The organism is Aquimarina sp. AD10 (assembly GCF_003443715.1).
GTDB classification, from domain to species: Bacteria; Bacteroidota; Bacteroidia; order Flavobacteriales; family Flavobacteriaceae; genus Aquimarina; species Aquimarina aggregata.
On the sequence record NZ_CP031965.1, the window covers coordinates 2,025,554 to 2,047,038 of the forward strand.

The following is a 21,485-nucleotide window of genomic DNA, read 5'->3' on the forward strand; positions in this document are numbered from 1 at the left end:
ATTCAAATGAAAAATATCACTTATCTTAAAATTATTTTTTTTTCCCTAACATTATTCTCTTTCTCTTGTAAACAGAATAATTCTAGCGATCAAGAGAATGAAGAACCTGTTACTAAAGTCATAAAAGAAAATATAAGTCAGGTAACACAAAAAGAACCTAAAACAACTATCACAGATTTTCAAGGGATCTGGGAAAGTTTTTCTTATTATTTAGAACATGAATCAGAATTTAAAGACTTTAATAAGAATAAATATTATAAAGTAATTAAGGGGAAAGAAACCTTAAATATTACTTTAATAGATGGTAACAAGGATAGCTTAGAAATTTACAGAGGGTATTTAGGTTTTTGGGATTCTTTTGACTCAACTCTATTGTCTAGCGAAAACTCTTTAAAAGAAAATCTAAACGAGTCTGGAAAATTTTTAGTTCGTTTTAAAAAAGGCTTAAAGGAATATAATAAAGAAGATGTTGAAACAAGTACAAACTTTAGTAGGTATTTTGAAATTACCGAAGTTTTTGATGATGATTTTAATTATGATAAAGAACCTGAGAAATTTAGTTTTAAAACCTTATCCGGAATACCCGAACATATTTTTAGCGCTTTAAAAAAGAAATCAAAAGATGGAGTAAACTATATTGAAGAATACAATATAAAACAGTACTCTTCAAAAATTAAAGTTATTACTGAAAAAACGTTTTTTCATAATGAAAAGTCTAAAAACTCTAAAAGGAAGGCTTTTCTTGTAAAAAATGATATTGCTTATCTTGAAGAAGAATTTGATGATTGGGTAAAAGTATATTTTGATGGTAAAATTATATCATCAGGCTATTTAAAACGTGCTGATATTGAAATTTTGAAATAACCAAAAGCTATTGTAGCTTTTGGTTATTTCAAAATATACTTTCTTTCTTTATTATTTTAAATAACCGTAAACCCATCTCCTTTTTCCTTACGTTGAAAACGGAAATCAAGAAATATAACATCTTTAGGGTCTTTCTTATTTTTTAATCGTATCACTCCTTCACTATCAGCTTTGTGTAAAAACATCACCAATTTGCCATAGGCTTGGTATTCTAATTTAAAAGTTTCAAAAAACAATGGTTCTACTTCATAATCTTCATTAGTCAAAAGGTTTACAAACTCCTTTTCTCGTTTTGGTTTCTCATCTTCTTTATATAGTAAACAGGTTGTGATCAATTCTTCTCTTTCCTTAACTAATTCTAAATATCCCGCTACATCTCTTTCTTTAATGATCGTATGTACTTTTTTGTAGGCATTAAACAACTCATTCTCAAGATCTTCTTCTTTATCCTCGAACTCCTCTTTAAGATTAACAGATGCTCTCCAACCGACTATATCAAAAGGAACCTCGGCAGTAAAGGTACTACGCCATTCATAAACCGGTAACCCCTCTAATGGTGCTGGTTCTTTGGGTTCATATTTACCGTCAAGAGCTACTTGATCTGCATAATCATATTCAGAAATCCATTGCTCATCACTTTGACTAAGCTCTATCCCATTATTCCCATTCATTTTTTCATTATATCGTTTGGTTCTTAGATCTCTATTAAGAAAATAATAAAATTCTAATCCCATATAACCTTCTTTTGCAGGGAAAACTTGCAATCCATGCCTAGGATACATTAACACCCGTACTTCATGCTCACCACTAGTTAATAGTAATTGATTCATATCATGTGCTCCCGTGGCACCTCCTCCTCCTTTGGTTATTGGCCCCATTAACTTGAATAAAGAAACATCATTAACAAATACTTCATATTGACAATTTTTACTTCTTAAATAAATACGATTGGTACGATGTTCTGTAATAGTCGTATCGCTTGGTATAGGAAATATCTTTTCCTGGGTTATATTATTCTGCATGGTTGTTCTGTTTTTCCAAAAAGGTTCTTGTTGTTGTATTCTGGCTTTTATATCTTTTGATGGGCTTTGTTTACACGAAATAAACACCAGTACAGTGTATAACATTATCCATCTTGCAATATGTTTCATTTTATATATATAAAAATTTATAGTATGTATATTTTATCTGTTTTTAAGGGTTCTGGTTTCAAAAAAGGCTCTTCTTTATTGCCAAACTCAACATAACGCTTAAATCCTCCTACAGTTGCTTCTGCTTTAAAGGTGAAAATTAGTCCTGAAAAACCAACTTCGGGCTCAGCATATAATCCTTTATCATCTGCATCAACCTTTACTTTAGCAGCAAAATGGGCATCTGCCTTTGCTTCTGCTCTTAACTCAAGTTTTACTTCCATAATTCGATATTCATAAGTTACTGCAAAATGAATTTCTGCCGTAACTTCTATTCCCATCTTAGCTCCTAAATCTAACACACCACCTTCAATTCCGGACAAACTATTAATTTTTAAAGCCTGAAAGTCAAAAGTCAATTCTCCATAAAATTTAGCTTCAAACGTCATTCCGCCATTTGCTAAACCAAGAACTACATCTGCACCCGCAATCATAGCCCTAATAGCAGGATGCATACGACCAGCAATAGCCAGCAGATCCAGAGTAAAGCTTGCGCCTATTAATGGTGCCGCTTTAAACTTTAGTACTCCAACAGTCGCTACCTTAGTTTGATGCGGGGCTTTACCCTGTTCTAAAAACCACTCGATATTTGCATTTAATGCCGGTGCCTTGACCTCAAACATAAAAGGAGGACGAGAAGCCATACCTTTTGCTCTTCCACCTAACGTATCTTTAACTTTATCTGCCATCTCCTTGTATTTTACCATGGCATTGATAACAGTTCTTAGTTTTTCTGCAAACTCAGTACTTATTTCTACATTTTGTTTGTCTTCATTCCATTTTGCATCAAGTTTTAACCCAAATTTACTAAGCATCTCCGGACTGTTCTGCATCCTTCTACTTTCAATACCAGATGCAGTGGCTCTAGATTGTGCTTGCCTCATTTCACGTCGTATGGTCTGTACATTGCTATCCATAGGATTACTCCTACTATACTCAGGTAAATTAGCATGTGTATATGCTGCCGCATGTGAAAAATTAAATGATAATTGAAAATTCCATTTAATATCAGGATAAGCTTTTAGAAGTATGGCAGCATCATTCTTATCAGAATAATACCTACAGCTATGAATATGAACTTTATAGACAGCGGCAGAATCCATTTTTCTTTCTGCAGTTCCCACTTTAATCAAATTCCATTTTGGCCAAATATACTGTATGGGGCCCGGATTTGCCGCAGATAATGTAGATTGTATTGGAAATTGTAATGATGCTCCAGAGCCTTCAAATTTCCTTGCATCTGGAGATTTGATCATGATTTTGTTTTCATGCTTATCATCTTCTCTATAACAATCTGTTGTATCTAATTTTATCGTATCAAGAGTAATCATTTTATCACTACTTGGTGCTATTGTTTCAAACACAACAGGGTTTGCACCATGTCCAGCAAAAGAAAACGAAATATCGACTCTACGAGAGTTTACATACTCTGGATCATTTTTTCGACTAATATCATCAGGACTCTCTGCATTTAATTCTCCTAATCCTAAACTTATAATTCTACCCGCTTCAAGTCCTCCTTGTACAAAAAAGTCTTTGACTGCATCACTACGACCTTGTGATAATTCTTGATTAATTTCTATGCTACCTATGGCACAGGCATAACCCTTCATAGTAATTTGGGTACCTCTATTATCTAACAAAAACCCTAAAACATTATTGACAATATCTTCTGCTGCAGGATTAATACTAGCATCATTAAAATCAAACAACACGCTACGTGTTATGTCTTCTGTAGTAGTACTAGGATTCTCAAGAATTTGACCATCTTTAAAAACAGGTATCGCATCAGTAGTTGTTTTTCCATCTTTAACAACTGGGATTGTGATTTGAATTTCTTCAAACTTACACGGTTCAAAACGTTCTGCATTAACTTCTGGTTGATAAATTTTGGTAGGCGTAATATTGGTAGAGGGTTCTGCTACATTACGAGCCATTTCCTTATCTATTCTTAAATAACGTGCGTGTACATCATCGTCATGCTCATCAAACACAAGGTTTCCCCCTCCATCTTTTACTTGTATATAAAATTCTTGTTGATCTCTCCAACTAGACACTTTAGCCATCCACTCATTGGTGTTTCCTATAAAATACAGTGCTTCTCCGTTGACTACTCGTATATTTTGTTTACCTCCTATAAGTTGATCATATCCTAATTGTCTACTATAGATCTCTATCGATACTGTTCCACCATTAAGTCCTTCGGTATCTAACCACAAATACACTTTGTTCCCATATTTTATTGGGTTTTTTCTAATATCACTTCCTTCTGGTTCTGCTCGCCACTCACTTTTTTTAATTAATGGCTTAGTATACCCATTAACATATATCTTATCACTGATACTATCAGCTCTTAAAATATCAGAAGTACTGGCTTCAATAACATAGGAATATGGCCCACACAACTTTTTTTTCATGGTATACCCAAATGTACGTCCTGGCCTTCTCGAATCTATTGCCGTTGGAACTACTCTAAGAAACCAATACAATTGCTGATTTAATGCTTCTTCTGCAGTTGCATCTGACCATTCTACAACTCCAAAGGTTACCTCCTCATCTGGTTTTACAGTAACAGAATTTTCGGTAATGTTATAACAGGAATCAGTTCCTCCTATTACACTAATTTTATTTACGTTTGCTGCCATTGTATATTATTTTGCTCTTACCGTTATACCTTCGCTTGATTGTTCTGGGTTTCCTATATCGGCTGGATTGACCATAGGATTAAGTTGTGCTTGCGTATCTTCATCTGCGTTATCCATATTTTGTTGACTTGGTTGTGCTATTTGCCCATGATTTGAAATCTTTACACATGGTGCTCCTGCAATGGCACAAGTAGCTTTACTATCTTCTGTAATAATGTTTCCTCCATTTTTTAAAATCACATTTTCATAAAAACCTGTCCATTGTGTAATTGCGGGTTGACAAGGTTTATAACTACTTCCTGTGGGTTGTAGTTTACATTGTCCAAAAGTTTTATTTTGAAAAGGTTGTCCTAATTCTAAGGTAGTACCAATTAGTTTTTGGCTGCCATCTTTATCATTAGCATATTCATATTGGTGAGAATCCACCTTTAAGGTATCCGGAACAAAACCAAATTGACACTCGCAAAGTGCTCCTTGTACTACAACATGTTTTTCACTCATAATTTATATGTTTTATGAAAATAATGACTTCCAAAATGATTTCTTTTTATCGTCGTTTTGATTTTCTTCTTCGATAAAATCAGATTTTTTGTTATTATTTATGTTTGGTTGGTTATCTAGCATTGATACACTTATAGATACAGATTTAGGAATATCTAAATCTAAATTACAATTAACATAAGCCGATTGTATGCTATGTGTATATGGCTCTAGAAAATACAACGCTCTATATTGTCCTTTTGTTGATTCATTACGTTTTGTAAACGAAGGGAAATTAGCTTTATTTCTAAAATCAGCTTTGCTTCTTTTATCAAAACACTTTCCTTTCATTTCTATTTTTATACGTTTATTTTGAATGAATTCTATTGCTTTTTGATCTACTTCATATTGCACTGGTTTCGTATTAGGCACAATAGGAAACTCAACTGCATTTTTTATTCCGGATTTGGTATTATACGATTTGTAAATTACATTAAAATATGTAGCAAATAACCAATCATTTTTAAGAGATTTTAATAAATAATCTTTAGTTAGTAATGATGCCTCAAAGAGCTGAAAATATTTTTCTGCAATTTCTCCTTTGTAATATTCTATTTTTTTGGTTTTTTGCTCTCTCCATCTAGTCAAAATCTCTTCGTAATTATAAATATCAGTAATCAAACGATTAGCATCAACTTTTAAAATTATCGGATACAATACGGCTGTACAACTTAGTGCTAATTCGTCTGCAATCAAATCTGGTTCTTGATCATTTATAAATGTTTTTGAGAAACGATCGATGGTAACATATCTATTATTTTCTTGATCTACTGGATGAAAATGGATACTAACCTTATAACTTATTGTTGTAGCCTCATTACTTCCTGATTGTATTGTTTTTAATATCCCGTAATAAACCTTCTCATCTTTAACCTCGTAATGCAGTCTTCCTCCAAAGGAAACGCTTAATAATTTTGGATCTGCTTCATTTTCGTTCAACCAAACTTCTTTTCCATTTTTTACTCCATATCCTTTTGGAGGTAAAATAATTTCTAATAAAAAATCTGGTAACCTAGTATCTATTTGATCATAGCTATTGGCTTTTTTATTATGATATTCTTTTAATTCTTTAATATCAAGACCATTTTCTTCAGCAATAGACTCTAAAGTATCTTCGTGTTTAACCTTATATGTTCTATAGATTGTGTTCAAGATGGTTATATTATTTATTCTAGATTTTTAAAATATTTGTTTATTATAGAGTCTCTACTATTAATCTTTATACTTTCAAAATTTTCTTTAAAGTCTTTTGGAGATAGTGCTTCACACATAGAATATACTTTCGTAGAATCTATACCTAATGGTATCCCATTTACTTTAATAACCTTAAACGTGGAGACAAAATCAGTTTTAATTTCTTTACCATTTCTAATACAATATATTTTATTTCCATCACTCAAATATTCGTTAGTATCATCTAATATTTTTGAATTTCCCGAATTTAAATCTAGTACTCTTACCGAGGGTATGTAGGCATCATTAGAAATGTAATAGATATTGCTTTTATCTTTATAAAGTGTATGATCCAAAATTGGTTTATACGATTTTATATCTATTATTTGATCAATTGGTTTTTTTAATATTGCGTCATAAAGGAATACACCTTTTACTACCTTTTTAATCTTGTTATCGACTAGCTTTGACTCATAATAATTTGCCCCTAAATATGTATTATTTTTATAAGAGTATAGATTATTTTGAATATTCTTTACTTCATTAGCCGGCAGTATTTTTGAGTTAGATGTATCATCACTTTCAATAAAAAAAATAGCTGTTTGGTTAGATAGATTCATGCAATTACCCGAAAAGAATAACATTCCTAATAAACTAACTATTACAAATTTGTTTTTTAATTGCTGTATCATCTATTTATATCATTTTTTAGAAGAAAAGTAACGTTTCTTCAACTCTTCCTTATTATCCCAAAAAAACTTTGTATCAAATTGTTTAAAATTCATTATTAATTGTCCAGAATACAAATGGTTTTTGTCCATTCCTATAGTGCTCTCCCATTCAGAATTAGATTTACTAACATTTACAGTCTCAAAAGTATCTAAATCAACACCTTTCAGTTCTTCTCCATACCAATATATCTTATCTTTTATTTGTACATAAGCTCCTCCCAAAATTGTATACTCATCACTATTCGCTACTTTATAAAATTTTGGCTTAGAATACAAATATTGGTATACATAGATATTCTTTTTATCCTTAAAATAAGTCAAAATAGGATTGCTTCTATAATATTCGTTATTTATTTTATCTTTTTCATCATTGTATAAAACATCAAAACTACTAGGGTCAATTACATCAGATATTTTTTTACTTTTATCATCATTTATATCATATATATAAGAATAAAAAACAGAATCATTTTTTATGTAATATTCTTCTTCTTGACTATTTGACAATTTATTATAATTAGGCATCTTGAAAAGAAATGCTCCCAAAGTATCATGAACAATAAAACTTTTATTCTTAATAGCATCCTTTTTTTGTCCTACACAAGAAGGTAAGGTTAAAACTATAAGGATGAATAAAATTACTTTTTTTGTATTTTCCATAATTGAGTTTCTGTTGAGTCCCAATGTTGGGTTGATTTTCTTCTATACCTGTTCAAACAAGTATTTGCAAATGTCCAACTAGTTTGTTTCCTAACTCCTTCTCCTATTTCTTCTAGCACTCCTTGAGAAGAAGTTAAACCATGTTGATCGTAAATTTTGTATTCTGCACTGCAAGGGTCCCTATAATCAATAACTAATAATAGTGTATGAAAGCCATTCGTGATACTAAAATAATACACATGAAACCCTGGTTTATCTTTTATATCAGAAATAAAACTATCATAAAAAGCCTGCTTATCTTCATCAGATAAAGTTATTATACTATAACGTACTGTTAAATAATTTGCTCGCGCCTCAGCTTCGTCTTTTGAGTTATTAATTTGTTCTCTTTCTGTATGATTAATAGCATACTTATTATATGACCAACTTGTTTTTACAAAACCAGAAGATTTTATTGCGTTTCCACGATCAATAGCCGTTAAACCTGAAAAACTAATACCACTTACTTGTGCATGTGTTCCTCTTTCTACTGAGTAAAAATCAGTGGTATTATTTAACAATTCGGACAATCCTCTTTCAGCAGCTTGCATACAATAATTTTCGTCATATTCTGAATGAGTGCCTTGATCTGCAAATGGTTTTATATATTCATTTTCCTGAACTAATCTAGTATTTTCTGCTTCTGTAAAAACATCTTTTCCTCTTTGTTTTGAAACTACCTTTACTCTTCCTGTTTCTTTACCATTCATCTTTGTAGTGATAAAAAAATCTCCTTCACTTTTGGCGGTAATATTTGTCAAGATAACGTCTCCTCGTTCTACACTCCATGAAGATGTGGTTAATTCCATTTCTTCTTCAGAATATTCAAACGTTAAATCATATGATGTTTCAAATTTAAGCCAACCTCCCGCTTCTCCTTGTATTTTAAGACGTGCTAACATTCGTTCATTTGGATACACTATTATTTCTGTGATTTTATCACATTCGAAAATAATACATGGTATTCTATCAATTTCTGTTACTTCTCCAAACTGAACATTGCACTCTGCCATTGCTTACAATACTTATACTGTTATATGAATTTTTATTTTGTTATTAATAGAATTATTTACTTTCAATCATCACTAAAATCTCATCTTTTTTTGATTTATAAAAAACAGTGTCATTTCTTATCTGTTTAGTATAAGTTTCAAATTGCTTTGTATCATTAAAAAGTGTATCTATTTTATATTGGTTTAATAACAAAGTATCATTTCTTAAATCCTCTATTGTATATTCTAAAAAACCTTCTGATCTATTTTCTAAAACTATCTGTAATCGTTTATTTTTATAAAAACTGTGTGTTTTTATATTTATTCTTCCAAAAGGTGACTGTATAAATCCATTAGGGTTGTACATATAGTCTTCTGATACAAGATGGCCTTTTATTATTTCCGCATTATTAATAGACTCATAACTATAAAAAGTTATACTAATAAGAACGAGGATGTATAATTTTATTTGGATTCTCATCTCCTTCACATTTTCTAAGCTCAATTAATATGTAATTGTCATTTCATTAATTTCTTTGTTTTCAAAATATTAACCACATATTCTTCCATTTTTTCTGTCATTTGCCCTAAAAAAAGACACGGATCTTTTTCTATTTCTTCCTCAAATACTTTCTCGCAACCTTCTTTTTTAAGTTTTATATTCTTCGTGTTTAAGCTAATTGAAATATTCTGTATGATTAAATCATTAGCATAGAAGTTAATAATCACATCGGTATTTGTATCGAGTGCATAAGAATTAGTGAATTTCTTTTTAATAATTTTAAAAAGTTTACAAGTTTCATTTTTAGTTAAAATTGCTTCTCCTATTTTTTTAGAAAGAGTCTTTTCATTATCATCTAATGCACTTAGATTAGTAGTAGTCTGTGGATTCATTAGAGCATCAGATAGCGAAGACTTTGGCATACTAGATGTTTTATCTGAAACTTTGTAATAAGAAATAATAGCTTTATCAAACCCTTCGTTTTTGAAAAAACTTAAATCAGAAAATTGTTGTGCACAAACCTGAGATAAAATCGAAAATAAAAATATAGTAGTTAAAACCTTTTTCATTATTTAATATATCTGATTTTAAGGGTTCATATCAATAAAACCTTGGATTGTTGTTTTATCGTAAAGTCCATAATCACCTGCGTCAACAGTAACATTTAGATGATTTTTATAAAAATTCACATTCTGCATCGTATTTGAACTAATTACAAAAGAAGGTGTAATTTCTGCATATGTAGCTGGGAGAGCGGCATATACATTAATACCTGCTCTGTAGGCTAAAAACGCAGCATATACACCATTAAACTCTTTAGCTGCGAGAAGTTTTATTTCCTTAAAAGTTAAATCTATTTTTGATGTAACATTAAAACTTTTTCCCAATCTATCATTTAATATTCCAACCAAGTCAAGGGACTCTCCACTTGACGTTACAAAGTTAAAATGATCAGGAGGGTAGCTAAAAACAACATCATCCTCAATCAAACTACTACTGTAATTAGAGTTTCTTCGTATTCTTGAGAATAAAGCATTAGCCGCTATAGGGAAACTACAACCCCAAATTTTTAAATAACCAATTGAATTCATTGCTATTGTAAAATTACTACTTACACTAGTTGTATCATCTATTCGCATGTCTATATCAACGGCTCCTGTAGAATAAGTATTAGCTAAAATTGGTCCATTCCAATAGGCATGCGAAAAAATATGCATTTCCATCAAAGATTTTGGATGAGTTGTTCCAATTTCAAGAACTACATCATAAATTGTATTTTTGGTTATGTAATTAGTTTTTCCTAAATCGTCAAAAGTATGATGACTTGGATAATTGGATTTTGTTATTTCGTCGTATTGAGTAACAGTCTCAGTAACTGCACCTTCATCTTTTTCAATTTTGGTAATTGTTCCTGGTAATATATCTATAACATAAATGATTTGAATTTCTAAATCATTAGCTAATCCATCAATTCTTTTTTTTTCATCTAAAGCATAACTATTAAATGACCATATATCATGATAATCTAATCCAGAAACCAAAACATAATGTTTTACTGGTTTTTTGACCACTTGCTCTCTGTCAAAATTTTCAACTTGCCCAAAAACAACATTATGCCCCGCCATTACCGATCACTTTTTTATTACTACTTAAGTTTATATCACCACTTAAGGCATCAACAATGACCTTGTTTGCATTTTTATACAGCTTACCTCCTACTACTGCATTATAGCTATCATTAACTATTACTTTATAATTTTTTGCTTGTCTTGTAATAGCCATATCCTAAAATAATTTACTTTTCTCTGTACTATTAATATTTACAGTTTTTGAACTTTGTAATGTCATATTTTCTTCTGCACTAAATATAGACACCTCTTTAGCGTATTCATCTGAGGTTCCTGATTGTCTGCTATAATCCTCATCTACAATATCATTTCTGGTATCCGACATTTCGGTCATATCACCTGCTGCATTAAGGAGCATATCTTTATTTGCCACAACAGATACATTTTCACCCGCCGTTTCGCTCAAGTTTGCTCCCGCACTTACTGATATATTTTTACCTGCTGTAATATTTATATTTTCTCCTGCATTAATATTAATGTTTTTTAACGCATTAATAGTAATCGTTTCTCCTACTGTATCTATAGTAAAATGATTTCCTTTTTTGTCTGTAATGGTAATAAATTCTCCTCCATCGGCATCATTCATTTCGATTGTATGTCCGCTACGTGTGCGTATAGCTTTGATATCATTTACATTTGTTTTAAAGCTTCCTGCACTGGCATTACCATGATATAAACTTCCCATCATATAAGGACGTTCTGCATTTGCCCCTTCAAAACCTACCAATACTTCTTCACCTAATTCAGGAATAAAATGAAACCCCTTATCACCTCCACCATGCGGTGTTACAACTCTAATCCATGGTGTTGTATTACCTGTAGATTGTTGCCACGGAAATTGTACTTTTACTCTTGCCAGTCCATCTGGATCTGCATTATCTGTTACTATAGCTGTTTGGGTATCACTCTTTGGAATCGCCTCAAAATTAGTATCCGGAAATACATCCATATCAGCACTTACTGCTTCAAAACTATTATGGTATTGCCCATTTTCGTTATTATGGTGACACACCTTAATAACCCTATATCGTCCATGGTTGGCTTGGTCTCCTTTTATGTTAATAATACTACCTATATTAACTCCTGGATTATCGCTATTTCCTTTAAGACGTACTTGTTGTGACTCTACAGCTTTTTTCTGTTGTTCTACATGCGTATCCATTCGTTGTTTGAGCTGTGGATCATTAAAACCATTAATCCAAACATTGGTTTCCTTGGCATATAATCTCTTACTACGTTCGCTTACAAAACCATTAAATCCATTTACTCCAGTAGCAACTTCGGAGGTTCTTTTCTCATGCTTCTCATCGGTGAGATAGTCATTCGTAAAGTAGTTGAACTTATTTGGTAACGGTATCAAATCCAGAGAAAAGCTCTGTAAATCGTGACCATAGGTCAAAACAATATCTTCTCCGTCTTCTGGGCTACCAAATACTATTTTTTTACCATCATAATATAACCACTCGCTATATTGCATTGCTAACCTACTCGCATACTGCCAGTTACTTTCTTTATGTTGTACGGAGTAATGTATAGTACTTGTATTTTGCGGGCTTATTGTTGTACTTAATTTTGAAGTATCATAACCTTCCAACGTATCTGATAAAATGTCTGATAAAGACTTGTCCAGATGTGAGCTATAATGTGGGCCGTCATCACATAAAACTGTTGGACTCTCGGCTTTTACGATGACAATATGCTCACTATTCGCTCCTTTTTTATTTGCGACCGAAGTAACAACTCCTTTAAATTCTAGCTCTTTATATCCAGAAAATTCACTTAAAGAAGCCACTTGTATTGTTAGCACCTCGCCTAAGTAATTTTTGGTAGTACTTGATAATTCACCTCCTAAATTTTCGAGAACATCAGTCCTACACTCTAATTGCAGGAAATGATGTGCATTAATCCCTTGATCTAAAACAAAACGTTTAAAAGACGTAATAGGAGTGTTTCCTATAAAAATCTGTGTGTGTGATTGTAATGCCATAGGTCTATTATTATTTTATAAATCTACGTTCTTTGTAGATTAACGTTATTGTTTATTCTGCTACTCTTAAAAACCCCATCTCTTTATCTTTTTAGTATTCTAAGGACGTGATCTCTTTTTTTCGTCTTTTCAGTTAGTCTTTACAAATGTTCCATTTTTATAAACTAATTTTTTGTATTTACCAGTTGTTTTCATGACACCAGTATCTTCTCCTTCATGAACTAATGGCGTAAGTTCAGGGTAAAACAATTCTTTAGTAACCGAATCAAACTTCAAATTTAGCGTGTCCCTTCTTCCTATATTAGTATAAAATCCTTTGGAATTTTCAAAGCAGTCTGAGCAAATTCCTTGAGATTTATTATTAAAATGAATCACATGAGATGACAAAAGCCTACTAGATGCACAAACTAATTGCGTATTAAGTGTTATATACGCCTTATCGTTTAGTTTATGAACCTTATATGGGTATGCTCCGTTATCTTCTGAGAACTCAATATTTTCTTTACCAACAAAGTAATTTACATATAAACTATCTTCATACTTATATCTGTAAAAAGATTTGTATGAATGGTGACAGCCATTGTCTAATATCTCCCATGAAATTAAAATGAGCTTATTATCCTCTGATTTAACTGTAAAGAAATCATTTTCATTTAGTGCATTAAATAGTTCGTTATTTAAGTACTGTGAATTTTCTAAAATTTCTATTAATTTTTTTTCAAAAGTAAAAAGTGTATGACCTCCTTCTTTATGTTGTGCTCTCTTTTGTTTATAATCGTCATGAAGTTTTCTTAAAATAAGAACATCTTCATTAAGGTTCAAAGTATGAGGTAATACACTCTTTTTTGTAGTACAGAAATTTACCCCAGTAAAAAGTATCATAAATAAAACGAGCGCACTTTTCATTTTGAAAAAATATTATAATGTTGAATATACCTCCAAGCCGCTATTCTTTCTAGAGCTTTAGTTCTTATTTTAGTTCTATCGGACGTTTTCAAATAGAAAATATCATAACTTTTTAACTCTTTTATCCTCTGAAATGCTAATTCAGGTCTTTGATAATAAAAATAGATCCAAAAACCCCATTCATCCTCTGTTGGTTTTATATATTTTAATTTTTTCCAATCTTTTTCAAATCGGTCAGCTCTTTGCTTTAAAACCGCTGCCATGGCCCATATAGCGCTTTCTAAGTTTTTAAAATTAGCACTATAAACTGTTTCTTTACCAAAAGCTTCATCACGTACTTCTTTAACGCTTTCAAATTCATCACCTTCATTATACGTTTTAGGTAAATATCTTTTTAAGTTTGGCCATTCTTGAGGATCTCCAAAAAAATCTAAACCAAGATTTTGAAAACCACTCATTTTTTTATCTGTAATTACTTTCCCGTTTTTATAGTTATTTAAATCACTTAAATAAATCCATCCTAGACCCTCTCCAGCAGCTATAGTAAATAAATATGAAGGAGGTAAATCTACATCTTTTGCTATTTTCTCTATTATCTCAACTACAGGGGCTTCCTTAGGTTCATCGGCATAACCTCCCCAAGCATTTACATAAACATCATATATCTCTTGTATTTCCTTTTTCCGCTCAAGTTTAGATTTTACCTTACCCATATTGCTATAGTTTTAAGCTATCTCTGGCCAATTATTTTTAAAAACTGTTCCTTTAATTTTCATTTCTTTTGCAGAAATTAATAATTGTGTCTGCATAGGTTGAGAGTTCTCTGCATTGAAACGTTCTTTATAGTTCAAACAATAAGCATCTTTAAATTCTACCTTTTTAAGGCTTGCCATATTCTCTCTTTTAAAAAAGGTAATTGTACCACTTTTGGTCATGTTCGGTGAAACCATCCATTCAAGAAAATCAACTCTTCCTGTAGATTCAATTAAAATTTTAATTTGCCCTCCTCTTGGATTTTCAGCAGGGCGTCCATTATAATCAGCACCTTGAGTGAATTCAAATGTACAATCTAGTACATTCATTTCAATTTCTTCTATGCTCAGTTTCGATAAAAATGACATGATCTATAGCTTTTTAATTAAAATATTATTTTCAATAATTAAGATTTTACACGTTGCACAACGATATTATTATCTTCTCTTATTTTATTCCATTGCACAGTTTTATTAGCATCAATATGTCTAATAGAATTCCACCAACGTGGTTTAAAGTAAAAAATCCAACCTGTTACGCTTCCATCTTTTTCTAAAATATCTATTTTATCCTCGGGATGTAACTCATTATAATCATCTACAAAAAAGTAGAAAAGTCTACCAAACTCCATCTCTTCCGGTGCCTTAACTTTAAAACGGCTAATTTCTTTGTCTCCATATTTTTTCTCAAACTGAAAACTAATGACTAGTGGATTATTAAGTTCACTACTTTTAGGTTCTTTAATATCTTTATTTATAGGGTAAAACCATTTTTTATAAACAGGAACTGGTATTAACGCTGCAAATTCATACATTTTTAATGTTAGTAATGGAATTATAAAAGTAAGACCAGCACTGGCATATAGAAACACGAACGGTTCCCTAAAGCGACCTACAACATACACAAAGGCAAGCAAAGCAATACCTACAAAAACTAAGGTACATACTACTTCTCCGAAAAAATCAGATTTCGTTTCCGAGAGTTCTTTAAAATATGTTCTTAAGACAAAAATGTGTCCAATACCTAATATAAAGAAAATCAATTCTGTTCCTACATAACTATTTAAAGGAGAATCATTAAGTATTTTATCATAGTTTAATAACCCTGTTAATGCAAATAGCACCAAGAGTATGATTATATAAATAATAGCTTGTACTTTATTCTTAGAAAAAGTTTTACGCACTTTTGAAACCAAAAGCATTAGTAAAGAGCTTACCAAAAATAAGATGATACTTAATTTAAAAATATTACCACTTAATAAACTTGTCATAGCAATTATTATATTTTTATTTATAACTGGGTAGACATACCCAAAAATGATCCTTTTGTTTGATCAATTATAAATCCTTCTTTTTTATTAACTTCAAAATTAGTTTCGATTTCAAACTCTACTGGAATGAAATATTTGTAAAAAACCAATACAAAATCAAGCAGGCCTTGTTTTTGTAAAAATTTTTGAATTTCATTTTTATCATTCGGCATTATGGTAACAACTAATAATGGTTGTTGTATTCTTAATTTTTCTTGATGTAAAACAAAGTCTACTCCTAATCGGTTGTCAGAAAAAGCATTTGTTTTTATTATTCTAGTTCTAAATGTTTTTTTAAAACGAATATTCGTTTCCAATATTTTCTCTAGTCCTAAAAAAGTTAATTCCAAATTTCCTGAAATTTGGTGCGCATACGGAAGTAAGCGTATTAATTTAGATGCATATTTCTTTGGTATTGACGAGTCAATTTTCCAAAAATCTAATAAAAATTTATCTTTTAAACTGGTAAAGTTTTGCTCTATAGCTTTCTCATTTTTTTCTATTTTCACTCTTTGATGAAATAATTCATTTTCTATTGGTGAAAATAAAAGCCGTGCATCTGTTTCTTCTTTTTTTTGTTGTTTTCTAAAAGAAGGATATGAACTACTATCTGATGTAGGCGTATGAAAAACACCTTCAGGAAGAAGGTCGTATATTCCATTTCTAGCTAAATTAAACTGCAGTAAATCTTTATGCTTTTTAGGATGCACCAATTTTATATCGGTTACATCTCTTCTATATGATCTATTGAATGTGCTTTGATTTGAAATTACTATATCCTCTTCAGAAACAGAAGTTTTTTCTTCTATTTCCGACACTAAAACTTCTGCTTTTAAATCATAAAAAGCATTGTTTAGTTCTTCATGTATATCGTAAATTTCATTCTTCATTTAACTTCTTTATATTTTCGAGGTATTTATAAATCCACTCTTTTTCCTCCTGCTACAAAATATTTAGACCAATGTGGATCATTAATATTACTTACTTTCACTCCTGACGAGCCAACTTTTCCTTTATAAGAAGTCGAATGCACGAACTTATTATTTTTCAAAAATATACCTACATGGCTTATTTTCACTTCATTTTTACTCTGAAAAAAAACAAAATCCCCTTCTTGTAAAAACTCTTTACCTCTAAATCTTTTAATAGCTCTAGATTCAAACTGTTTTTCTGCTGTTCGTTCTATATATTTATCAAATACTTCTGTATATAGTAACTGAGTAAAAGATGAACAATCAATACCATCACTAGTCTCTCCTCCTAACCTATACGGTGTATTAATCCATTTATCAATAAAATGATAAAGCTCTACATTTTGTAAAGAATCTGGTTTAATATTAAGTAATTTACCATATTTAATCTGCACTGGCAATAATGATTTTTCTACCTTAACATCATCATAAACGACCACAATATCATCTACTGAAGATTTTGAACCTCCACAACTTGTAAAAATGAAAATTAACGATACGACTCCCACTAATAACCTTATACTCATTTTTAAAAAAAATTAAACTATTATAAAAAAACGTTTCTTGATATTTTACATTAAACTATCCAACCAATTGATAGATTTAATAAAACATTATTTCTTAATCTTTTAAGAAATTAAATATCAAAAAAGTAATTTTAAAATTATATTTCACAAAAACACAGAAAAAAACTTAGAAAAAGCTTATCAAGCATTTATTCTAATTTTCTTTAAGCAAAACCAATGTTTTAATACAACCTCTCCTTATTACTTAAAAAGAGTTAGAATCACTAGTGTTTGCGCACGTCAATAATCTAAAATTACATGTGGGGATAGAAATGTACAAATCAAAAATACGAATTTCTATTTTATATACAATAGCCTCTTATTGAGTTATTTCAATTAACATAAAAATTAAGTTTTTTTTTAGAGTTATTAATCTACATCCCTACAAAAGGCGAGATATTTAACTTAATTTTCACATTATCAAAAATGAAGATAATTTCTAAAAAGAAAAGACCTTAATCTTATAAGATTAAGGTCTTTTCTTTTTATGTGTTTAAAACTATGAATCTACAGAAATTTCTATCTAATCATAGCCTGAATTTTTTACATATCTAATCGCTTTCCTCCTGCTACGAAACGCTTTGTCCAATAAGGTGAATCTAAATTACTTATTTTAACACCTCTTGCTCCGCTTTCACCTTTATAGTATGTGGCATGAACAAAATTATTGTTTTTAAGAAATACTCCTACATGATTAATTTTTGCTTTGTTCTCGGCTTGAAAAAATATAAAATCTCCTTCCTGTAAAAATTCCTTACCTCTAAATTTCCTTATAGACCCCGATTCAAATTGTTTCTCTGCAGTACGTTCTATATATTTATCAAATACCTTGGTATACAATAGTTGTGTGAAAGATGAAGCGTCTATTCCATCTTTGGTTTCTCCTCCTGATTTGTATGGAGTATTTATCCAATCATCTATAAAAGTATAAAGCTTTACATTTTGTAAAGAATCTGGTTTAATATTTAACAACTTACCATATTTAATTTGAACTGGTAATAATGCTATTTTTGGAACAATTGAATCATAAGTTACTACAATATCACTATCCTGAGTGGGTTTTACTCCTTTACAATTTACTGATGTTACTATTACTAATACCAACATCAATCCTAATAAGCGTGTAATCATAATATTTTGTGTGCTAAACATATACGGCTTTAGGTAATATCTAAAGCCATTTTAATCTTTATTTTTAATTCTAAAACTTTTTAAAAATACAAATTTATACTTTATCCAAAGCAAACAAATATTATTTGATAAAAACCCTACCGAAAAGTTTATTTCAGATTCTAGTTTTTCTAACGGCGTCGATTTGAGGTAATTCTTAAGATTTGTAAATCTCTTTCTGTTTCCTTGAGTTTTTGTTCGGTTTTTTCTAACTGAATTTTACATTCTTCGATATTCTTTTTATCGTTTTTTCTAGAATACAACTCTTCTTTTGTTTCTTTGATTTTAAGGAATGCTTTTACAACATTTGTATACATATCATATCGATATGTTGAATCTTTTCTTGGAATTGACTCTTGCATTCTCGATAACTTACCATTTAATTGAGAACCTAAAAAAGATACATTTTGCCCAGGAATATCAAGAGAATCGAGCATGTTCTTTATAACCTTGATTTCACTTGCAAAACCTTCTTGGAATTTGACTTCTTGTTCTGCTATTTTTACTCGTTCTCTTAGTAATTCTATTTCTTTTTGTGGCACTCGATAATTAAAAAAAACAGTAACCATTATAGTCGCTGTTACTAAAACAAATAGAAGTATAAATTTTATAAAGCTAGATCGACGTTCTTTTGTGTTTTTTGGTTTCATAAAAAGTATTATCTTTTTTTAAAATATGAAAGGTTATTTTATACTGGTCCGTCAAAAAATCGACGGCGTTTCTTTATAGGTTTTTCTATATTCTTGTCTTCTTTTACGAACACATCTGCCATATTTTTTTTACCTATATATTCCAGTTCACTTAATTTTTTAAACAAGGTATTCATAAGCATTGTAAATTCTGATGCTTTTTGAATTGATGTACTAATATCGATATGAATATATTCTAAATTAATAACTTCTTGTAAAACATTTTCAAACTCCCCCTGATTGGTACCACACCATTCTGTAAGGTAATTTAGAAATTCTTCTTTACCAGCATTAATATGAACATCAAGACTTCCTTTTATTATTCTTGCTAAATTCATAACTTTTAAAATCATTTCTACCGGAGGCTCATATTTATCTTTAATACGATATTCTGAAATAATTCCTTTTAAGTATACTAAAACATCATTAGACAATATCAGCGCCATTTTTGCCAAATCATTGTTTTGCTTATTCTGATAAATCTTCTGAACGATATGAGTATTATACAATTCCATTGCATTAAAGAAAGCTCCTATCTCGGTAAAAGTATAACGTAATTCTGGATGGCTTTGTATTGATGTACAAGGAGGAATAAAATCATCTACTAAAATCAACTGATTATTCTCTAGAATCACTTTTCCCACAGTAATAGAATTATACCCCACTTCATTTACATTCATTGCACTTTCTGGCACGAGTGAAATATTATATTCTGATATTACATAAGGTTTTCTTGCAGGTTCTTCATCAGGATCTGCAAAACCAATAGCAACTCTATTATATGGATTAACTGATACTACAATATACCATAAACTGTGCTCTTGATCAATATTAAATCTATTTTGAATAATGTAACCAGATTGTTCTAAATAAGCATTTACGGCTTCATTGATTATGATTTGCCCACCTCCTAAGGTAACGGCAAAACACTTATTTAAAACTACAACAAGTGTTTCTTGTCCGTCCATAGATACCGAGAGATTTACAGGCTGCTCGTTATTGCTCTGATCCGGTAATAGTCCAAAATTATTTTGATGAATATAATTACTATTAATCATCATAAGTTGCTGAAGCATGGAGTTCTCTAAATCTATAAAATGATCTTTATTGATTTTCATTCCATCTGCCCAATGCACTCTATATTTATGTTCAAATCCCATCTTTTATCTTTTTTAGCAAACTCTTTTTTGTAATAACACTCATGTTTTGGATGCAATTAGATCCTTCATTTCTAAAAATAGTTAGTTGCAATATCTTGGTTCTTTTTCTTTGTATTTTATAACAAAACTTTAAAAAAGTTGTGCTTTCGCCGTTAACAAGTATTGGCTTATTAATTTCATCACAGAAATAATCCATAAACTCTTTTACGTCTGCTTGTTTTTTTGAGAGTAAAACTAATTTTTGTTTAAAAGCCGATTCGCTTATATATGGTGCTTTCTTTAATTTATCTTTATTTTTTTGATCTTTATCACGTTCATACTCTATAGTATCCCACATTGCTATTTCTATTTCACCTCCTCTAGTAGTCCTAATTTCTTCTTCTTCTACTTTAGCATATACTTTTATTATTTTATTGGCTATATGAGTCGTATCTTTATTTATAATTAAAGAAATTGTCCTTGGCCCAGGCTCACCCTCGTAAGTATAAGAGGCTTTTTGTGTAGTTGCATCTGCTTCTGCATTATCACCAAATCGCCACTCCCAACTGTATGCTCTTTTTGTACTATCAACTACTGTTAATAGTTGTCCAATTTCAATACTTTCAGGAATATGATCTAGATTAGGAATTTTACTAGGATCTCTTATTATTTTCTTTGCTCGTATTGTTATTTTCTTTATTGTTTCACAACTATTGTTAACTTTTAATTTAACAACATATTCTCCAGGAGTTTTATAATTATGAACTACTTCTTTTTCATTTGAAATCAAAGTACTATCTCCTAAATCCCAATCCCATTCTTCTGCTTTTTCTGTAAGATCAGTAAATCTAATAAATTCTCCAACGCGATATTCTTTCCCTTTTATATCCATCATAACGCTTTCGCAAGGAAAATCAGCATAAAATCTATATGCCAATGCAGTAGAAGAAATTAAAAATATTATTACCAATAAGTAAATAACATTTTTATCTATATACGTTGTCAAACTTTCATTTTTATTTGCTTCCATT

At 30.5% G+C, this 21,485-nt stretch carries 23 protein-coding genes; 1 reads left to right on the top strand and 22 read right to left on the bottom strand.

Going from position 1 to position 21,485, the window contains the following annotated elements:
• Window positions 1-6 precede the first annotated feature (6 nt).
• A complete protein-coding gene (locus D1816_RS08560) occupies window positions 7-864 on the top strand; it encodes a hypothetical protein (RefSeq protein WP_118502240.1) in 858 nt (285 codons plus the stop codon).
• Window positions 865-920: 56 nt separating this feature from the next.
• Here D1816_RS08560 and D1816_RS08565 read toward each other — a convergent pair whose 3' ends face one another.
• The 22 genes from D1816_RS08565 to D1816_RS08665 all read right to left on the bottom strand — a co-directional run bounded on the left by D1816_RS08565 (window position 921) and on the right by D1816_RS08665 (window position 21,484).
• Entirely contained in the window at window positions 921-2,015 is a 1,095-nt protein-coding gene (locus D1816_RS08565; RefSeq protein ID WP_118502242.1) for a hypothetical protein, read from the bottom strand.
• A gap of 17 nt (window positions 2,016-2,032) precedes the next feature.
• A complete protein-coding gene (locus D1816_RS08570) occupies window positions 2,033-4,699 on the bottom strand; it encodes an OmpA family protein (RefSeq protein WP_118502244.1) in 2,667 nt (888 codons plus the stop codon).
• Between the two features lie 6 nt (window positions 4,700-4,705).
• Window positions 4,706-5,200, bottom strand: a complete 495-nt coding sequence (locus tag D1816_RS08575; RefSeq protein ID WP_066318860.1) for a DUF4280 domain-containing protein — start codon at window positions 5,198-5,200, stop codon at window positions 4,706-4,708.
• A gap of 12 nt (window positions 5,201-5,212) precedes the next feature.
• Window positions 5,213-6,391 (bottom strand): LysM domain-containing protein, encoded by a 1,179-nt coding sequence (locus D1816_RS08580; RefSeq protein WP_118502246.1) that lies wholly within the window; start codon window positions 6,389-6,391, stop codon window positions 5,213-5,215.
• A 14-nt stretch (window positions 6,392-6,405) separates the two neighbouring features.
• Entirely contained in the window at window positions 6,406-7,104 is a 699-nt protein-coding gene (locus D1816_RS08585) for a hypothetical protein (protein WP_118502248.1), read from the bottom strand.
• A 9-nt stretch (window positions 7,105-7,113) separates the two neighbouring features.
• A complete protein-coding gene (locus D1816_RS08590) occupies window positions 7,114-7,803 on the bottom strand; it encodes a DKNYY domain-containing protein (RefSeq protein WP_118502250.1) in 690 nt (229 codons plus the stop codon).
• Window positions 7,782-8,855 (bottom strand): hypothetical protein, encoded by a 1,074-nt coding sequence (locus D1816_RS08595; RefSeq protein ID WP_118502253.1) that lies wholly within the window; start codon window positions 8,853-8,855, stop codon window positions 7,782-7,784. Before D1816_RS08595 ends, D1816_RS08590 begins: the two co-directional genes overlap by 22 nt.
• Window positions 8,856-8,907: 52 nt before the next feature.
• A complete protein-coding gene (locus D1816_RS08600) occupies window positions 8,908-9,315 on the bottom strand; it encodes a hypothetical protein (RefSeq protein WP_118502255.1) in 408 nt (135 codons plus the stop codon).
• Between the two features lie 38 nt (window positions 9,316-9,353).
• Window positions 9,354-9,905 (bottom strand): hypothetical protein, encoded by a 552-nt coding sequence (locus D1816_RS08605; RefSeq protein WP_118502257.1) that lies wholly within the window; start codon window positions 9,903-9,905, stop codon window positions 9,354-9,356.
• Between the two features lie 18 nt (window positions 9,906-9,923).
• Complete coding sequence (locus tag D1816_RS08610) at window positions 9,924-10,961, bottom strand: hypothetical protein (protein WP_066318877.1); 1,038 nt, start codon at window positions 10,959-10,961, stop codon at window positions 9,924-9,926.
• Window positions 10,948-11,118: a hypothetical protein gene (locus D1816_RS25610; RefSeq protein WP_157766204.1), complete on the bottom strand. Its 171-nt coding sequence runs from the start codon at window positions 11,116-11,118 to the stop codon at window positions 10,948-10,950. Before D1816_RS25610 ends, D1816_RS08610 begins: the two co-directional genes overlap by 14 nt.
• A 3-nt stretch (window positions 11,119-11,121) precedes the next feature.
• Window positions 11,122-12,951, bottom strand: a complete 1,830-nt coding sequence (locus tag D1816_RS08615) for a type VI secretion system Vgr family protein (RefSeq protein WP_066318879.1) — start codon at window positions 12,949-12,951, stop codon at window positions 11,122-11,124.
• Window positions 12,952-13,080: 129 nt separating this feature from the next.
• Window positions 13,081-13,857, bottom strand: coding sequence for a hypothetical protein (locus D1816_RS08620; RefSeq protein ID WP_066318886.1), 777 nt, complete (start codon window positions 13,855-13,857; stop codon window positions 13,081-13,083).
• Window positions 13,854-14,570 carry a hypothetical protein gene (locus D1816_RS08625; RefSeq protein WP_118502259.1) on the bottom strand — a complete coding sequence of 239 codons (717 nt, stop codon included), beginning with the start codon at window positions 14,568-14,570 and terminating at the stop codon, window positions 13,854-13,856. The genes D1816_RS08620 and D1816_RS08625 overlap by 4 nt, the downstream gene beginning before the upstream one ends.
• Window positions 14,571-14,582: 12 nt before the next feature.
• On the bottom strand, window positions 14,583-14,978 hold the full coding sequence (gene tssD / locus D1816_RS08630; RefSeq protein WP_066318893.1) for a type VI secretion system tube protein TssD: 396 nt from the start codon (window positions 14,976-14,978) through the stop codon (window positions 14,583-14,585).
• 38 nt (window positions 14,979-15,016) lie between these two features.
• Window positions 15,017-15,880, bottom strand: a complete 864-nt coding sequence (locus D1816_RS08635; protein ID WP_066318894.1) for a TssN family type VI secretion system protein — start codon at window positions 15,878-15,880, stop codon at window positions 15,017-15,019.
• Window positions 15,881-15,900: 20 nt separating this feature from the next.
• Window positions 15,901-16,809, bottom strand: a complete 909-nt coding sequence (locus D1816_RS08640; RefSeq protein WP_118502264.1) for a hypothetical protein — start codon at window positions 16,807-16,809, stop codon at window positions 15,901-15,903.
• Between the two features lie 26 nt (window positions 16,810-16,835).
• Entirely contained in the window at window positions 16,836-17,417 is a 582-nt protein-coding gene (locus D1816_RS08645; protein WP_066318898.1) for a C40 family peptidase, read from the bottom strand.
• Between the two features lie 582 nt (window positions 17,418-17,999).
• Window positions 18,000-18,587, bottom strand: a complete 588-nt coding sequence (locus D1816_RS08650) for a C40 family peptidase (RefSeq protein WP_157766205.1) — start codon at window positions 18,585-18,587, stop codon at window positions 18,000-18,002.
• Between the two features lie 170 nt (window positions 18,588-18,757).
• A complete protein-coding gene (locus tag D1816_RS08655; protein ID WP_066318901.1) occupies window positions 18,758-19,276 on the bottom strand; it encodes a type VI secretion system transmembrane protein TssO in 519 nt (172 codons plus the stop codon).
• Window positions 19,277-19,314: 38 nt separating this feature from the next.
• Window positions 19,315-20,475, bottom strand: a complete 1,161-nt coding sequence (locus tag D1816_RS08660) for a hypothetical protein (protein ID WP_118502266.1) — start codon at window positions 20,473-20,475, stop codon at window positions 19,315-19,317.
• The gene (locus tag D1816_RS08665; protein ID WP_118502268.1) at window positions 20,465-21,484 is read right to left on the bottom strand and encodes a PKD domain-containing protein; all 1,020 of its coding nucleotides are present in this window, start codon (window positions 21,482-21,484) and stop codon (window positions 20,465-20,467) included. Before D1816_RS08665 ends, D1816_RS08660 begins: the two co-directional genes overlap by 11 nt.
• Window position 21,485 lies beyond the last annotated feature (1 nt).

Coding starts and splice junctions, on each gene's coding strand:
- D1816_RS08595 (WP_118502253.1), bottom strand. CDS start 8,855: ATGGCAGAGTGCAATGTTCAGTTTGGAGAAGTAACAGAAATTGATAGA.
- D1816_RS08605 (WP_118502257.1), bottom strand. CDS start 9,905: ATGAAAAAGGTTTTAACTACTATATTTTTATTTTCGATTTTATCTCAG.
- D1816_RS08645 (WP_066318898.1), bottom strand. CDS start 17,417: ATGAGTATAAGGTTATTAGTGGGAGTCGTATCGTTAATTTTCATTTTT.
- D1816_RS08585 (WP_118502248.1), bottom strand. CDS start 7,104: ATGATACAGCAATTAAAAAACAAATTTGTAATAGTTAGTTTATTAGGA.
- D1816_RS08575 (WP_066318860.1), bottom strand. CDS start 5,200: ATGAGTGAAAAACATGTTGTAGTACAAGGAGCACTTTGCGAGTGTCAA.
- D1816_RS08650 (WP_157766205.1), bottom strand. CDS start 18,587: ATGATTACACGCTTATTAGGATTGATGTTGGTATTAGTAATAGTAACA.
- D1816_RS08640 (WP_118502264.1), bottom strand. CDS start 16,809: ATGAAGAATGAAATTTACGATATACATGAAGAACTAAACAATGCTTTT.
- D1816_RS08660 (WP_118502266.1), bottom strand. CDS start 20,475: ATGGGATTTGAACATAAATATAGAGTGCATTGGGCAGATGGAATGAAA.
- D1816_RS08655 (WP_066318901.1), bottom strand. CDS start 19,276: ATGAAACCAAAAAACACAAAAGAACGTCGATCTAGCTTTATAAAATTT.
- D1816_RS08610 (WP_066318877.1), bottom strand. CDS start 10,961: ATGGCGGGGCATAATGTTGTTTTTGGGCAAGTTGAAAATTTTGACAGA.
- D1816_RS08570 (WP_118502244.1), bottom strand. CDS start 4,699: ATGGCAGCAAACGTAAATAAAATTAGTGTAATAGGAGGAACTGATTCC.
- D1816_RS08615 (WP_066318879.1), bottom strand. CDS start 12,951: ATGGCATTACAATCACACACACAGATTTTTATAGGAAACACTCCTATT.
- D1816_RS08625 (WP_118502259.1), bottom strand. CDS start 14,570: ATGGGTAAGGTAAAATCTAAACTTGAGCGGAAAAAGGAAATACAAGAG.
- D1816_RS08600 (WP_118502255.1), bottom strand. CDS start 9,315: ATGAGAATCCAAATAAAATTATACATCCTCGTTCTTATTAGTATAACT.
- D1816_RS25610 (WP_157766204.1), bottom strand. CDS start 11,118: ATGGCTATTACAAGACAAGCAAAAAATTATAAAGTAATAGTTAATGAT.
- D1816_RS08565 (WP_118502242.1), bottom strand. CDS start 2,015: ATGAAACATATTGCAAGATGGATAATGTTATACACTGTACTGGTGTTT.
- D1816_RS08620 (WP_066318886.1), bottom strand. CDS start 13,857: ATGAAAAGTGCGCTCGTTTTATTTATGATACTTTTTACTGGGGTAAAT.
- D1816_RS08635 (WP_066318894.1), bottom strand. CDS start 15,880: ATGACAAGTTTATTAAGTGGTAATATTTTTAAATTAAGTATCATCTTA.
- D1816_RS08665 (WP_118502268.1), bottom strand. CDS start 21,484: ATGGAAGCAAATAAAAATGAAAGTTTGACAACGTATATAGATAAAAAT.
- tssD (WP_066318893.1), bottom strand. CDS start 14,978: ATGTCATTTTTATCGAAACTGAGCATAGAAGAAATTGAAATGAATGTA.
- D1816_RS08560 (WP_118502240.1), top strand. CDS start 7: ATGAAAAATATCACTTATCTTAAAATTATTTTTTTTTCCCTAACATTA.
- D1816_RS08590 (WP_118502250.1), bottom strand. CDS start 7,803: ATGGAAAATACAAAAAAAGTAATTTTATTCATCCTTATAGTTTTAACC.